The sequence below is a fragment of the Alcaligenes sp. SORT26 genome, assembly GCF_017377875.1.
Taxonomy (GTDB): domain Bacteria; phylum Pseudomonadota; class Gammaproteobacteria; order Burkholderiales; family Burkholderiaceae_B; genus Alcaligenes; species Alcaligenes parafaecalis.
In genome coordinates this window covers 2,914,351-2,928,785 of sequence record NZ_CP070975.1, presented here as the reverse complement: position 1 = coordinate 2,928,785, position 14,435 = coordinate 2,914,351, and the positions used below count along the sequence as shown (strand labels likewise).

Annotated in this window: 12 protein-coding genes; 5 read left to right on the top strand and 7 right to left on the bottom strand. The window is 55.1% G+C overall.

Annotation, left to right across the window (positions count from 1 at the left end):
* Nucleotides 1–45 precede the first annotated feature (45 nt).
* Genes JYG33_RS13360 through argE form a run of 4 tightly spaced genes read right to left on the bottom strand, consistent with a single transcriptional unit; the run spans nt 46 to nt 4,256 of the window.
* Nucleotides 46–1,017, bottom strand: a complete 972-nt coding sequence (locus JYG33_RS13360; RefSeq protein ID WP_207872666.1) for a tripartite tricarboxylate transporter substrate-binding protein — start codon at nt 1,015–1,017, stop codon at nt 46–48.
* 30 nt (nt 1,018–1,047) lie between these two features.
* Complete coding sequence (locus JYG33_RS13355) at nt 1,048–2,052, bottom strand: ornithine cyclodeaminase family protein (RefSeq protein ID WP_207872665.1); 1,005 nt, start codon at nt 2,050–2,052, stop codon at nt 1,048–1,050.
* Between the two features lie 2 nt (nt 2,053–2,054).
* Nucleotides 2,055–3,029 (bottom strand): threonine/serine dehydratase, encoded by a 975-nt coding sequence (locus tag JYG33_RS13350; protein WP_207872664.1) that lies wholly within the window; start codon nt 3,027–3,029, stop codon nt 2,055–2,057.
* Nucleotides 3,030–3,059: 30 nt separating this feature from the next.
* The gene (argE, locus tag JYG33_RS13345; protein ID WP_207872663.1) at nt 3,060–4,256 is read right to left on the bottom strand and encodes an acetylornithine deacetylase; all 1,197 of its coding nucleotides are present in this window, start codon (nt 4,254–4,256) and stop codon (nt 3,060–3,062) included.
* Nucleotides 4,257–4,365: 109 nt separating this feature from the next.
* Between argE and JYG33_RS13340 the strand changes: the two genes are divergently transcribed.
* The 4 genes from JYG33_RS13340 (at nt 4,366) to JYG33_RS13325 (ending at nt 8,062) form a co-directional block, all read left to right on the top strand.
* Nucleotides 4,366–4,968 carry an XRE family transcriptional regulator gene (locus tag JYG33_RS13340; protein ID WP_243430179.1) on the top strand — a complete coding sequence of 201 codons (603 nt, stop codon included), beginning with the start codon at nt 4,366–4,368 and terminating at the stop codon, nt 4,966–4,968.
* Between the two features lie 253 nt (nt 4,969–5,221).
* Entirely contained in the window at nt 5,222–6,595 is a 1,374-nt protein-coding gene (gene mnmE, locus JYG33_RS13335; RefSeq protein WP_207872662.1) for a tRNA uridine-5-carboxymethylaminomethyl(34) synthesis GTPase MnmE, read from the top strand.
* A 101-nt stretch (nt 6,596–6,696) separates the two neighbouring features.
* The gene (dinD, locus tag JYG33_RS13330; RefSeq protein ID WP_207872661.1) at nt 6,697–7,560 is read left to right on the top strand and encodes a DNA damage-inducible protein D; all 864 of its coding nucleotides are present in this window, start codon (nt 6,697–6,699) and stop codon (nt 7,558–7,560) included.
* Nucleotides 7,561–7,672: 112 nt separating this feature from the next.
* On the top strand, nt 7,673–8,062 hold the full coding sequence (locus JYG33_RS13325; protein ID WP_207872660.1) for a DUF6180 family protein: 390 nt from the start codon (nt 7,673–7,675) through the stop codon (nt 8,060–8,062).
* A 129-nt stretch (nt 8,063–8,191) separates the two neighbouring features.
* Here JYG33_RS13325 and JYG33_RS13320 read toward each other — a convergent pair whose 3' ends face one another.
* Complete coding sequence (locus JYG33_RS13320) at nt 8,192–8,614, bottom strand: hypothetical protein (protein WP_243430178.1); 423 nt, start codon at nt 8,612–8,614, stop codon at nt 8,192–8,194.
* 279 nt (nt 8,615–8,893) lie between these two features.
* Here JYG33_RS13320 and JYG33_RS13315 point away from each other — a divergent pair, with 279 nt between their 5' ends.
* On the top strand, nt 8,894–12,196 hold the full coding sequence (locus JYG33_RS13315; protein WP_207872658.1) for an autotransporter domain-containing protein: 3,303 nt from the start codon (nt 8,894–8,896) through the stop codon (nt 12,194–12,196).
* A gap of 27 nt (nt 12,197–12,223) precedes the next feature.
* Here JYG33_RS13315 and JYG33_RS13310 read toward each other — a convergent pair whose 3' ends face one another.
* Nucleotides 12,224–12,976: a DUF4880 domain-containing protein gene (locus tag JYG33_RS13310; RefSeq protein WP_207872657.1), complete on the bottom strand. Its 753-nt coding sequence runs from the start codon at nt 12,974–12,976 to the stop codon at nt 12,224–12,226.
* Nucleotides 12,977–13,257: 281 nt separating this feature from the next.
* Nucleotides 13,258–14,076, bottom strand: coding sequence for a hypothetical protein (locus tag JYG33_RS13305; protein ID WP_243430177.1), 819 nt, complete (start codon nt 14,074–14,076; stop codon nt 13,258–13,260).
* Nucleotides 14,077–14,435 lie beyond the last annotated feature (359 nt).

The window sequence follows — 14,435 nt, the reverse complement described above, 5'->3', positions numbered from 1 at the left end:
AACACCGCCCATCACCAGCAGACGTCTACATCAACACCCTGAGTTTTACTGCTGCAAATACCCCGATTCCTTGATGATGGGCCCCCAGGTATCCAGGTCATCCTGAACAATACGGGACAACTCCTGAGCACTACCCGATTCAGGCCGGAAGCCAATTGGCACAATCGCGCTTTCAATGCGTGGCAGCTTGGCCACTTCATTGAAGGCATCCTGGAACTGTTTGACCATCTCCGGCTCCATGCCCAGCGGGGCAAAAATCCCCATCCAGCCCGAAGCCTTCAGATCGCCGTAACCCATCTCTACAAAGGTAGGCACATCCTTGAGGATAGGCAGACGCTCTGCACCCGTAATCCCCAGAACTCGAACCGAGCCAGCAGCAACGTGTTCGGTAATCATGCCCACAGCATCCACACCGGCAGGAATATGGTCACCCAGCAGGTCATTGATCAAGGGCGCGCCCCCTTTGTAGGGCACGGGAGACATCTGGATATCGTTCTTCTTGGCGATGCTGTAGCCCATGAACTGGGGAGCACTACCAGGGGCGGGAATGCCGTAATGGCCGTACTTTTCCGGTTCTTTGCGCACCAGTTCCACGTACTCCTGCAAGGTATTGGCAGGCGTGGTTTTACCCACTACAAAGATATGCTCGAATTTGGCGATGACCGCCACCGGCGCAAAGTCCTTCATGGGATCGTAGGTGACCGTTTTCACCGTCAGAGGCAAGGTCGTCATCATGTGATTATTGGCGACCAATAGCACCGAGCCATCGGTAGGCGAGCGCAAAAAACCTTGAGCGGCAACCTGCCCGCCCGCACCAGCACGGTTATCCACTACCACATTCACACCCAGCTTTTCGCGCAATTGCTCGGCATATACCCGCGCGACCGCATCCGCTGTTCCTCCGGCCGGATAGCCCACAACCAAACGTATGGTGTCCGGCAATTTGCTGGCGACAGACATGCCCGTTGCCAATGCCAACGCCGTTCCCAGCAAAACCTGCGCCCATTTCTTTTTCATTACTTGTCTCCCTACCTCTTGATGACGCTATTAAAGTTCTACTACTCGTCCATTCCCTTGTGCGGCATGACGGCTTAACAAAGCGGCCGCCGTCAGTACATCCTCGAATGCCAGTCCCAGGGATTTAAAAATCGTGATTTCTTCGTTGTTGATGCGGCCTGCAGCTTGCCCCGCCAGGACAGCACCCAACTCGTTCAACTCGGTATCCGCCGACAAGTAACCCTGCTTGCACGCATTCAAGAACTCGCCCGACTCGTTGCGAGTCGATTGCGCACGGTCCACGAACAAGCGGCCTGCCGTCATGGTGGGTCCATCCAGTTCGCTGCTGGCAGGTGTGCTGGAACCCATGGCGGTAATGTGCGTGCCAGGGCGCAGCCATTCGCACTGCAAGACAGGTGTGGCAGAGCTGGTGGCCGTCAGTACCATATCCGACTGGGACACGGCTTCTTGGGCCGAGACTCCAGCTATCAAGGGGCAATCCAGATACGCCTGAGCTTCCTCAATAAAATGCTGCGCCGACTGTGTGGAGCGAGTAATCACAAACACTTTGCTCAAGCGACGCACTTGCGCCACGGCACGCAATTGCCACAAGGCCTGATGTCCGCCGCCAAACAAGGTCAGCACGCTGGCATCCGGACGCGCCAGCATGTCAGTGGCCAGGCCACTGACCGCTGCGGTACGCAAGGCTGTCACGCTACTGGCGTCCAGAATGGCGCGCGTCTCGCCGGTCAAGCCGCTCATCAAGAGCACGCAGCCTTGATGGGGATCCTTACCCAGGCGCACATTGTCTGGAAACAGGGTGCCCATCTTGGCGCCGTACAAAGGCTCGGGATAAATCTCGGGCATGTCGATGCAGGCGGGCATCATGCCCAGAAAGCCGCTGGACAAATTACTACGCACAATCGTGCGCAAGGGCTGGTCAATACGCCCTTGCTGCATGGCGATAAAACCCTGACGCATCAGATCAATCGCCGCCCCCATATCCAGCCCCTCGTACACTTCCTGGGCTTTTGCTACATAAACGCTTAGCTGCATGATTAGCCTTGCGCCAGTGGCGTGGTGATATGGCGGATAAAAGTGTCGGTATCCGTGTTGGAGCCGCAAAACAGCACACCCACTCGTTGATCGGCCAGATGTTTGCGCAAGGGGAACATCAAGGCGGCTGTCGCCACCGCGCAAGCCGGTTCAGTGGCCATCTTGAATTCGTTGAACAGGAAGTGCATGCCTGCGCGGATCTGGTCGTCGTTGACGGTGACTAGGGTGTCGATATTGTCCTGACACACGCGGAAGCTGAACTCATCGGTATGAGGGGCCATGAGACTGTCTGCGATGGACTGCATGGCACCGATTTTTTGCGGCTCGCCAGCCTGGCGGCTTAGCGCCATGACGTTTGCACCCACAGGCTCGATGCCATAGACCACGCAATCAGGCTGCCACAACTTGACGGCCGCCGAGACACCTGCGGCCAAGCCACCGCCCCCAATCGGCACTAGCACCGCATCCAGCTTGCCCGCTTGCTGCAACCACTCGTAGCCCAGCGTGGCGGTTCCCAGCACGGTAGGGTAGGTACTGAACGGATGGATGAAGGTTTTCTGTTCGTCCTTTTCAATCTGGCGCACCAGCTCAAAAGCCTGCTCGCCGTTGTCGGCAAAGACGATCTCGGCCCCATACTCGCGGCACAAGGCTACACGGGCCGGGCTGGCCGTCTTGATCATCACGGTCTTGGCTTTCACACCCATTTGATGGGCGGCATAGGCTACGGCCACGGCATGGTTGCCTGCAGAGACGCAGGTCACCCCTTGCTGGCGTGCTTCTTCAGACAAGCTCAACAAGTTGTTGAAAGCACCGCGTGCCTTGAAGGTGCCCGAGGCCTGCAAATGCTCGAACTTGAAATTGACGGCGCTATCCAGACGCCCGGTCTGGTAATCGAACACGGGCGTCTGGCGCACATAGGGACGCAGACGCTCATGCGCCTGCACCACGTTTTCCTGGGTAACTTTTTCTGTTGTCATGGGTTTGCGTTGAAACCTGTTTGTCTGTTTTTAAGAGGCCACGGCCTGGCTGCGAATCAGGGCGCGCAAGAACTGCTCGCACTGCTCCACCTGAGCCAGTTCCACATATTCATCGGGGCGGTGGGCCTGCTCGATATTGCCAGGGCCACAAATAATCGAAGGGATACCGGCTTGCTGGAACAGACCTGCCTCTGTGCCGTAGGCCACTTTACGCACCGTGTCGTCCCGCGTCAGTTCGCGCACCAGTTTGGTGATGGCGGCTTGCTCTTCAGGATTCAGGCCGGGGGCGCTGGCCAGCTTTTCCAGTTCCACCAAAGCATCTGGATGCTCGCGGCGCATGGCGGGTAAAACCTTCAGGTCGATGAATTCACGGATCTCTTGCAAGATCGGCTCGGGGTCCACGCCGGGCAGATTGCGGTATTCAAACTCGAATTCGCATAGGTCAGGCACCGTATTCAAGGCGATGCCGCCACGAATCATGCTGGTCTGCAAAGTGGTGAAGGGCACGTCGAAATCGTGGTCGTAAGGGCCCATGCTCTTGTAGTCATCGGCCAGATCACGAATAGCCGTAATGATGCGTGCCGCATGCTCGATCGCGTTTACGCCCTTGGGGGTCAGCGAGGAATGCGCGGCGTGACCGTGTACGCGGCAGCGATAGGCGTTAATGCCTTTATGCGCCACGATAGTGCGCATGCTGGTGGGTTCGCCCACCACACAACCCTCGGGTTTGATGCCACGGCGGACCAGATCATCAATCATGACCGGTGCACCCACGCAGCCGACTTCTTCGTCGTAGGAGTAGGCCAGGTGGATAGGTTTGGCCAGTTTGGTCGCCAGCATCTCTGGCACCAATTGCAGCGTCACACCCACAAAGCCTTTCATGTCGCAGGTGCCGCGACCATACAAACGGTCGTCACGGATCTCGGCCTTGAACGGGTCACTGCTCCAGTTCTGGCCGTCTACAGGAACCACGTCCGTGTGACCAGACAGAACAATGCCACCGGTACGCGTGCCATCGGCTGCCGGAATCGTGGCAAACAGATTGGCCTTGCGGCCACTGGCGTCATGCGTCAGCACGGTTTCAAGCCCTTGCTGCTGCAAATAGGCCTGTACGTCGTGAATCAGTTCCAGGTTAGATTCCCGGCTTGTCGTATCATAAGCAATCAGTTTTTGTATCCATTCCACCGAGGTAGAGGGATAAGCAGTAGGATCAAACAACGCAGTCATGCCTTCTTTCTCCCAGCGTAAAGCGTGTAGTTCTATACAATAGGACAGAGTTTTCTTATAAGAAAATTAATAATATTTATAAGAAGATGGTTTATTACTTCTTTAGGTTATGACAAAAGACTTAGCCAACACCGCCCCCAATTTATTAAGCAAAACAGCCATGGGGGCGCGCATACGTGATGAACGCAAACGACAGGGCCTAACCCTGTTGATGTTGGCACGCTTATCCAATGTATCTTTGTCCACCCTGTCCAAGGCCGAACGCGGCCTGATTGGCCTGAGCTACGAAAAATTCCTGGCCGTCAGCCGAGCCTTGAAAATGGATTTGTCCGACCTGTTCAAGACGCCACGCGATCAGAACGAGTCCGGCATGGATATTCTGGTGGGACGGGCCTCACGCACCGTGACCTACCATGCCCACCGCTATGAATACGGCATGCTGGCTTCAGAATGGATCAACAAGAAAATGACGCCCATGCACGGTCGTGTCCTGGCGGGCGAACCCCGCGATGCCACCGACTTCAGTCAGCATGAGGGCGAAGAGTTCATTTTTGTAATTGAAGGGCAATTGACCATGCAGTTTCAGGACGGCCGCCGCCATGTCCTGCAGTCGCGTGACAGCATTTACTTCAAAAGCAATCTGGGCCACCTTTACCTGTGCGAGCACGGGGAGAGCGTGGAGATTCTGGTGGTTTGTGTGAACAATCACTAGTCTCAAGAGGCGCAGACGGCTGACCTCAGTCAGCTTTGATGACACCTCCAGAAGTTTTTTGCCCTCACCCCTTTGAAGTTATCCCCTACGTCAGTTTGCTTGATTGCCTGATGCCCGATCCTCAAGAACCTGGGCCACAGGCACATAAACACCAGTATTTCAGATACCAGCAAGGGCTAGCGCTTCCAGCCCGAACCGTCCATCTGCTCCATTACAATACAGTTCTGTTCCGCCTTTTTGATCAATCTTCCCTATGTCCAGTTCTTCCCCTATCGTGGCTATTGCCACCGCCCCCGGCCGGGGTGGTATTGGTGTCATCCGTGTGTCCGGCAAGGAGCTTGATGCTCTGATCCAGACCCTGTTTGGCCGCACGCTGCAAGCGCGTCATGCACACTTTTTGCCCTTCAAGGATGCACAAGGCGAGGCAATCGACGAGGGCATCGCACTGTTCTTTAAAGGCCCGCACTCCTATACCGGCGAAGACGTGCTGGAACTGCAAGGCCACGGCGGCCCGGCTGTGCTGCGCCGCCTGCTGGATCGCTGCCTGGAAGCGGGTAACGATCAGGGCCTGCGCCTGGCCGAGCCCGGCGAATTCACCCAGCGCGCCTTCCTGAACGACAGGCTGGATCTGGCTCAAGCTGAGGCTGTGGCCGACTTGATTGACGCTTCCTCTGAGGCCGCCGCCCGCAGTGCCGTGGCCTCTTTGTCCGGCGTGTTTTCCAACAACGTCAACGCCCTGGCCGACCGCATCATTCACCTGCGCATGCTGGTAGAAGCCACCCTGGACTTTCCCGAAGAAGAAATCGACTTCCTGGAAAAATACCAGGCGGCTGCGACCCTGCAAGGCATACAAGACGAACTGGAACGCATCCTGCAGCATTCGCGCCAAGGGGCAATCCTGCGCGAAGGCTTGCACGTTGTACTGGCAGGCCAACCCAATGTGGGCAAATCCAGCCTGCTCAATGCGTTGGCCGGTGAAGACGTGGCCATCGTGACCGATATTGCCGGCACGACGCGCGACCGCGTCATGCAACTGATCCACATCGACGGCATCCCGCTGCACATCGTGGACACAGCCGGGTTACGAGACACCGAAGACACCGTAGAACGCATTGGTATCGCCCGTACCTGGGACGAAATCGCCAAGGCTAACGTCATCGTGCACCTGCTGGACGCCCGCAACCCCCAAGACGAGCTGGATAGTGCCATTACCACTCGCCTGCCATCACATGTACCCGTGCTGCGTGTCTATAACAAGATAGACTTGCTGACAGATGAACAACAGGCTGCTTTGCCCGCGCAGGAAAGCGGCGCCACCGTGCTGCCGATTTCTGCCCGTAAGGATGTCGGTCTGGACACGCTGCGCCGCACCTTGCTGGATATCGCAGGCTGGAACCCCGGCAGTGAATCGCCCTGGCTGGCTCGGGAACGACATCTGCGAGCCTTGGAGCGCGCGGAGTACCACCTGGGCCTGGCAGCAGAACACGCCACGCACAGCGATCAAGTGCTGGATCTGTTTGCCGAAGAACTGCGTCTGGCACATCTGGATCTGTGCTCGATTACCGGCGAGTTCAGCAGCGATGATTTGCTGGGGGAGATTTTCTCCAGTTTTTGTATTGGGAAGTGATGCAGACCTGAACACCATCGGTGTCTCATCACACTAGCCATAGAACCTGAGACGGCGTCCAAGGATGTCCTGACCAGTGCCTAGCAACTCGGAGACACCAAATGGAAACCCAGGACATCAAGCAACTGAAAAGCCAATTCGATGACTTGAGCCACACCATCCCTGAGGAAGGCGTGGAGTTCTGGTTCGCTCGCGACCTGATGGAGCCTTTGGGCTATGTACGCTGGGAGAACTTCAAGACGGCGATAGATCGGGCTGTAGAGTCTTGTAAAACAACGGGTTACGAAGAAGGAGACCATTTTCGTGGCGTCACGAAAATGGTCCAGATTGGTAGCGGGGCAGATCGTTCAATAGAAGACATCATGCTCACCCGCTATGCCTGTTATCTCATCGCCCAGAACGGCGACCCACGCAAGCCAGCCATTGCCTTGGCTCAAAGCTACTTTGCCATCCAGACCCGCAAACAGGAGCTGATTGAAGACCGCATGCGTCTGCAGGCTCGCCTGGATGCGCGCGAACGTCTTCGAGAGTCAGAAAGGACACTATCGCAAAACCTCTATGAACATGGCGTAGACGATAGAGGCTTTGGCCGCATCCGATCCAAGGGTGATGCGGCTCTATTTGGGGGACACACTACCCAAATGATGAAGGATCGCTACGGCATTACCCAGACACGCCCTTTGGCTGACTTTCTACCTACGCTAACTATTGCTGCCAAGAATCTTGCCACAGAGATAACAAACCACAACGTCACGCAAGAGCAGCTACATGGCGAAACCTTGATCACCCGCGAACACGAACAAAACAATCGCAGTGTGCGCGATATGCTCGGCCAGCGTGGCATCCAGCCTGAGCAGCTCCCTGCTGAAGAAGACATTAAAAAACTGGAACGTCGCGTAAAAACTGAAGAGAAGAAACTGCTGAAGCAAACTGGGAAGCTTCCAGTTCACAAGCTTGAGGACTAAAGTCAGCCTCAGTAAAAACCCGAAACTTAGCCCTGAATTAAGCCCTATCAAAACCCGCCCCCCTTGATCAGGACTATGCTGGCTATTCCATCGTCTCCTGCGGGAGGGCGTCATGCACACACTCAACAAGTGGGTTTTGATGGCCGCTTTGGTCCATACCACCTGGGCCATCCAGGCTCAGGATCTGTTGCCTCTGGAGCTGGAAGCCGAGCAACGCTCCATCTCTCGTTTAAACGTGGCGCAGTGTCTGGATACGGTCAAGCAAACGGCAGCTGGGGAAGGCTATCAGCAGCGCAATGAGCCAACGGCCAACGATCAATTAGGGGTTTATATAGGCGCAGCCCCTCTGGGGGGCGGCTCGCTGGTGGTGTATTGCATTGATTTGAACCCGTCGACCGCCTACATCATTCACACCAAGGCGCAGGTCACGGCGGATTTGATGTCTCCGCATCAGCTCAATCACAAAATCACGCAGGCTTTAACAGTCGCGACTCAACCCTGAGCGCTATCCAACCGACGCCTGAATATCAAAGGCGTAAAAAAGGGCGCAGTAAACGGGTTCATACGGGCAAAACCGCCCCCAACAAACCACCTGCGCCCCAAGGACTTCCAAAGCCAGTCGAACGGCTTTTTACTTCATCAGCAAACCAGCGACATCCATACGGGAATCGCCATCGAGCTTGATGTCATCCATGATCTTGTTCAGCATGGCATGCGCACTGGACAGAGCGCCGTTCAGGCTGGTCAGCTCGCCTTGCACGCGCTCCAGCTCCTGCATTTTTTCAGCTTCACTCCCTTTATCGCTGGCTTGAATGCGCTGCAGCTCCATCAACTTCTGTTGAATTTGCTCTTTCAGGTCGCGAATGCGCTTAAGGATGTCCTTGATGCCATCGGGCAGGGAGCTGTCATCAATATCTTTGTCGCGCTCTTGTTTTTGAGCTTGCTGACTGGTCAGCGACAGCTCTTTGCCCAAGGGTGACAGCTTTACCTTGATACGCCCCGAGGAGTCTATGGAACCTGCTTCTTCTTGCTCCGGCACCACAGGGGGCGTCATGGCGGTCGCGTTTAACGGTTCGGCCACGGGCATATTTTGTCTATGTATTAAACCCTGTCCACTGATCTCTATCGGCATACTTTCCTCTCTTGAACACATCGTCCACAAGAGGTTACGGCTGAAACCCGGTAGATCTTTACCGTCGTCAGCGCAATCAGATGTTGCGCCTTGTACTCAGCCGCTCGGGTCTGTTCAGAAATAAGTAGCAAGAAAAGACACTTTTATTTACTTTTATACGAAAGTGCCTCCTAACCATTGTCTTCCCATCCTCTGAATCCCATGGACTTCAAAATCAAAGCACTACTAGGTCACACCTTATTGGCCTTGAGCTGGGCCAGCAGCGCGCATGCCTACGAGACAGAATTCATTCTGAACAAACAAGGTCAGCAAGCCTTTGAGCTGAGAATCTATGGGCCTGATGATGGGGGCTACGATACGTCGGATCAATCTGACCCTCGCGTTTCCCCCCGGGACATTGACGAGAATGGTCGGCTGAAAATTCGTGCCGCACTGGAGCGCTGGGCTGAAATCATTAATTTGCCAGCAGATTACACACCGGCTGTGATCAACCTGGGCACCATGAATGGCAAAAACGCCAATGCCTATGGTGCCGTGCTGAGCAACCCTGATCACCCCAATTTCACCATCTCGGCTTTGCAAGCACGCTTGCAAGGATTCTTCCAGGGTGACCCGAATAATCCCGATGCCGTTATCGGTGTTGGAGAGCTGGATCTGGACACGGCCCCCGTCAACCCCAGCCAACTGCCCTTAACTGGCAAGGTTGATTACAACGCGGTGATCTTCCACGAGCTGGCCCATGCTTTGGGCATCAGCAATACGGTCACAGACAACCTGCCTGAAAACAGCTTTGATCCACCCGATCCCTTCTTCCTGGACAATCTTAGCCTCTGGGCCTTGGGCTTGCGCGATGACCAGGGACGCGCCCCCAGCCCCGGGCAGAAAATCCTGTGTTCGGTCTGCACCAACCCGTATGATCCTGCCGCTTTTGACCTGCGCAAGGACAATGGCTACTTCACCGGGGATCACGTACAGGAAGTCCTGAATGGCGCCATGCCAGGCATCCCGGTCAGCATTCTGAATGACCACAACCAGCCGCAGTACGGCGTGGACCGCAACTACATGAGCCACACCGAGCTGCGCAACAGCTTGATGAGCCATCAGACCTATCGCAACTACGTGAACCTGATGGAAGCTGAAATTGCCGCCTTGCAGGATATCGGGCTGAGCATTGACCGCCGCAACTTCTTTGGCTATTCGGTCTATGGGGACAACGTCACCCTGAACAACACCAATGGCTACTTTGCGCGTAATGAAGACGGCACAGCCTACCTGCCTGGTCAGTACAACATGGCCACACAAGGCTTGGGGCTGCACATTTATGGTGAACGCAACATCATTACCCAAGCCGCTGATCTGCTAAGCGCCGGTCCAGGAGGGGTAGGCGTACGGGTGGATGGTAGCGAAAACACGCTCATCATTCCCGAAGCGACTCGGATTCATGCCCAAGGCTGGTATGGTCGTGGCCTGCAGTTCAGCTATGGCCGCCATCACAATATTGTCCAGCAAGGTGAGGTCCGGGCAGATGGCCAGGATGGCGTAGGCGTCTTGTTTGATTTCGGCCAGAACGCCATGGGCAGCGACGATGAGTATCACGGCTCCTGGCTGGTGGTAAGGGATGGCCGCCTACAAGCGGTACCGACAATTTTGCAAGGTGCCTTGATCAGCAATTACGATCTGTCCGGTACCTTGTCGGGCCAGAAAGCAGCCATCCATATCGCGGACAATGCCTGGGTGCAAAACATCAATATTCTGCAAGGCGCGCAGATTACGGGTGATATCACCTCCGATTACAACCGTCGCAACTCAGACCAGGAGCTGCTGCTGACCCGCATCAGCTTTGGTCAAAAAGCCGATGAGAAAGGTCGTGCCACCAATGCGGCTGATCCCGATTTTCAGATGCGTTATGACGGCAATATCAAAGGTCAGAACAATCTGGCTGTTGTCATTGCCGGGGGCGCGACATCGTTGAATGGGCAGCATGAGCTGTATGGCTTGCGCGTCGATCAGGGTGCCACCCTGTACGGCAATAGCGAATTCACCATCAACCCTGAATACAACTTCACCAACAACGGCACCCTCAGCCCCGGCAACTCCTACGGGAACATGACGATCAAGGGTAACTTTGTCCAAGGTGCCGACGGCCGAATTCTGGTGGAGGCCTCAACCACCCAGAACGATCATATTGATGTGCAAGGCCTGGCTCAGCTAGATGGCGAATTGCATGTAGATCTGCAGCCGGACTGGTATCAAAACGGCTGGACTCTAAATCAGGACAAGGTGTTCACCGCCAGCCAGACACAAGGGCAGTTTGCTTTGCTCAGTGCCACGCTGGCATCCCCCACCTTGAATGTACAAAGCACGGGCAATGGCTGGTCCGTCAGCCGTAATCAGGACGCGTATGCACAATATGCCACCTCGCCTAACGCCGCTGCGGTGGGGACCAGCCTGGCACAAGCCTCCTCGGGCAATCAGTCCCTGGCAGCCGTGTATCAGGCCCTGGACTTCTCGCGTGCGGATGGCAGCGATATTGGGCTGGCACTGGATCAATTGAGCGCAGGCGCGTACGCGGCCCAAACGGCGGCCTCCTTGCGTCGTGAGCAACTGGTATCCGAACAACTGCGCCAGACGGACGGTATCAACAAAAGCGGCTGGCAGAGCTTCATCCAGACCTATGGTGGCCGCTATCACTGGCAATTGGGCAGCAACGATGTTGACCACCGCAGCGAAACCTATGGGGTGATGCTGGGAGCAGAACACCGTGCTGAGGGCAGTGACTGGAGCCTGGGCGTACACGGCAATGCCAACGAGCAGCGCGTCAACGTAGACGCCCCCTTCCAGGCCAAGAGCAAGCTGACCGGTTTGGGGCTGGGTGTTCATGCCCGTTACCGTGGTTACAGCCAGGAAGGCTGGAACGGTTTGGCTCAGCTACGTGTGGGTATTGAACAGGGCAAGATGAACCGCAACATCAGCTTCTCGGGCTATCAGGCGCGTCCCTCCTCGGACTGGACAGGCCATACCTTCTCGCTGGGGGTACAGACAGGCTACAACTGGGCTCTGGGTGAAAACGGCAGCATCGGGCCGGTTCTGGCTCTGGATTATCTCCATTACCGTCGTCCTGGACTGGAAGAAAGTGGCGACGCCGCCAGCCGTCTGCATCTGGACTCCAGTCGTCAAAACGCCTTGCAGGCTTCTATCGGTCTGGCCCTGCGTCAAAACTGGAATTTAAGCCAGGATCGTCAACTGCAAACGTCCTTGTCGGTAGCTTGGGAGCAGGCTTTGCTAAGCCGTAATCAAACCCAGGAAGCGGCCTTTACCAGTGCCCAATCTGTGGGTTTTGATGGTCGTTATGCACGGGTAGATCGCCATGCTTTGTCGCTGGGAACCAGCATCAGCTTGCAGCAATCCGAGCGCCTGCGTTTAGGGCTGTCGGCCAGCACCCGTTTATTAGGCGATAGCCGTGCCGATATAAACGGCAAATTGTTCCTGAACTGGATGTTCTGAACGCCCTGAAATGTAAGAGGCCGACTGTTAGTCGGCCTCATTTGGAGATACTGGAGCGGGCTGAACCCGTTTCATTCCAGACCATCGATCCACATCAATATGCTGACCGGGGATCAGCACCCGAATCTGTCGACGCCACCAGGTGCCACTGGAAACTTCAACCGAGCCGGTATCCACCGCAAACTTCATTTGGTTGTTGTCCAGAAAGGCGGTGAACTGTCCTTTACTACTACGGGCCTGGGCAAAACTGGTAAAGACCGTCACGCTCTTTTGGGTCGGATCAGCAAGCAGAAGCTGCACCTGACCCCGTAAAAGCTGCACATTCAGCCTGTCCTCGTACTCGCGGATCTCAATGGCGGAATCGGGGGCCAGTTGCACCACAGAACCATCCATAAACCGCTGCTCCAGCATTTGTGCGCCAGAGACCACATGCTGTTCTCGCACCACATGTTCAGGCCAGGAAAAAAATACCGTAAACGCCAAGGCCAAGACCAACAAACCGGCCAGCACACTGCGGTAATAAGGCTTGAGCAAAACCACTTTCTCTTCCGAGTTAGCCAATAAACGGCGTATCTCATGCTCGGGGGCGTCCAGGCTGGCGTCACAAAAATAACAAATGTATCGATACGAGCGTTCATTTTCAGGATTGTCACGACGCCAATCCTCGAATTCCCGTAATTCTGCAGCAGTGGCCTCGCCGGAGTTCAAGCGAGTAAACCAATAAGCGGCCTGCGCGTGAGCCTGCGTATGCTCCAGCAGCTCCCCTTGATATGTCGTCATAGCGGCATCTAACCTTGTTCAGTTACGCCAGCAATAGGGTGGTTTCAGTACGGCGGATTGTCCCTTCCGCCCAATACTAAAACCTTAGGAAACGAAACCAGTAGCCACCAACTCTCTAGCTGTCTACCTTTGAAAACGATGCGTTTTTATTTTATACAATCGCTTCAAATGCTTACATTAACTCAAATTGACCCAATCAAAACAAATTCGCCTTATTTAATTACACTCACCACAAAAAAAATGCAGATTACAGGTAAAAAAAACCGAAATCAGGCCGTTAACTAGTGAAAGCCGTCCAAAATTTGGCCGCTAAGCAGGTCATGGGCTTGCTCTTTGTTCTGATCCGATTCGCCCCCACCAGGCAATACCATTTTCAATAAAAGTGGCCACTGCGGGTAAAAACGATAGTTAGGTGTCGAAACCCGTGTACCGGCCGGATAGGTAAATCCACCGAATTGAATTTCCCGAGCCAATTGAGCGTGCAAGAGATAAAGCAGATCTTTATTTTTATCGACTGAGAAATATGCGCGCTCCAGGGGCAAATTCCATGCATGCACCTGTAGACCCTCTGCCTCAACACGCAGCATCCAGCGGTCCTGATCCCGCTCCCCATTGGTATACAAGGTCCCATCGGGTCTGGCCTGAACCAAGGTACCTGCAGGCAGATCGAGTACAAAATCCGGGGCCGTACTCATATTGGCTGCCGCGGCATAGGGGCTCCAGCCGGTGATCTGATTACCTTTGGCCAAAAAGCAGCTCACGAAACGAAAACCGCCTTCAGTCACAGGATCCTGTTCCATTTCAAGCACTTGGCTGCCATCGCATTGCCAGCCCTCCAGCTCCGTATCACGTGCCAGATGCAATTTCCAACTGGAGTTCTGCAAATCGGGGCGGGGGCGCTCGAAAGACAATACAGGAGCATGCCCCACCATGACCGGCTCAGGAAAGCGGGCCCAGGACACACTGTCCGGATCCCCCCACACCTGCAACTCCAGCACCGTCCCCGTCGGCATATCGACTCCGGCAAAACGGCCCGGCTCTTTTAAAACATGCTGACGACTGGCCAGCTCTTCCCGCTGTGCTTTGTCGTACTGATACATGTCCCATTGAAAAAGGCTGAAGACACCTGCCAAAGCCAACACAGGAACTAAGAACAGGATGCGCGGCCAAGGTTTTTTCTTAAAATTTGCCCGGCGTTGAGGCTGCACAAAAAGTAAAACAACCCAAACCAGCAAGATAATCAGCGCCAGTGGTCCCAGCGTCATTATCAATAAAAGCGTCAAAGAAAACGGGGCGACGGGAATCATAAGCGCGTAAAAACCATAAAAAGCCGCGATAAAAAACAGTCGAAATAAATAAGCAGCATGCCGTGTAACAAAGACGCCAAAACGGCAGGGCGGTAAAGCAGGGGACTGAGTACACAGGCACAGCCTGGCTGCACCTGTTTAAGACACCTTAG

Excerpts from the sequence above, each read along its gene's own strand:
- JYG33_RS13360 (WP_207872666.1), bottom strand. The coding sequence starts at position 1,017 with ATGAAAAAGAAATGGGCGCAGGTTTTGCTGGGAACGGCGTTGGCATTG.
- mnmE (WP_207872662.1), top strand. The coding sequence starts at position 5,222 with ATGTCCAGTTCTTCCCCTATCGTGGCTATTGCCACCGCCCCCGGCCGG.
- JYG33_RS13320 (WP_243430178.1), bottom strand. The coding sequence starts at position 8,614 with ATGACGCCCCCTGTGGTGCCGGAGCAAGAAGAAGCAGGTTCCATAGAC.
- argE (WP_207872663.1), bottom strand. The coding sequence starts at position 4,256 with ATGACTGCGTTGTTTGATCCTACTGCTTATCCCTCTACCTCGGTGGAA.
- JYG33_RS13350 (WP_207872664.1), bottom strand. The coding sequence starts at position 3,029 with ATGACAACAGAAAAAGTTACCCAGGAAAACGTGGTGCAGGCGCATGAG.
- JYG33_RS13315 (WP_207872658.1), top strand. The coding sequence starts at position 8,894 with ATGGACTTCAAAATCAAAGCACTACTAGGTCACACCTTATTGGCCTTG.
- JYG33_RS13340 (WP_243430179.1), top strand. The coding sequence starts at position 4,366 with ATGACAAAAGACTTAGCCAACACCGCCCCCAATTTATTAAGCAAAACA.
- JYG33_RS13325 (WP_207872660.1), top strand. The coding sequence starts at position 7,673 with ATGCACACACTCAACAAGTGGGTTTTGATGGCCGCTTTGGTCCATACC.
- dinD (WP_207872661.1), top strand. The coding sequence starts at position 6,697 with ATGGAAACCCAGGACATCAAGCAACTGAAAAGCCAATTCGATGACTTG.
- JYG33_RS13305 (WP_243430177.1), bottom strand. The coding sequence starts at position 14,076 with ATGTATCAGTACGACAAAGCACAGCGGGAAGAGCTGGCCAGTCGTCAG.
- JYG33_RS13310 (WP_207872657.1), bottom strand. The coding sequence starts at position 12,976 with ATGACGACATATCAAGGGGAGCTGCTGGAGCATACGCAGGCTCACGCG.
- JYG33_RS13355 (WP_207872665.1), bottom strand. The coding sequence starts at position 2,052 with ATGCAGCTAAGCGTTTATGTAGCAAAAGCCCAGGAAGTGTACGAGGGG.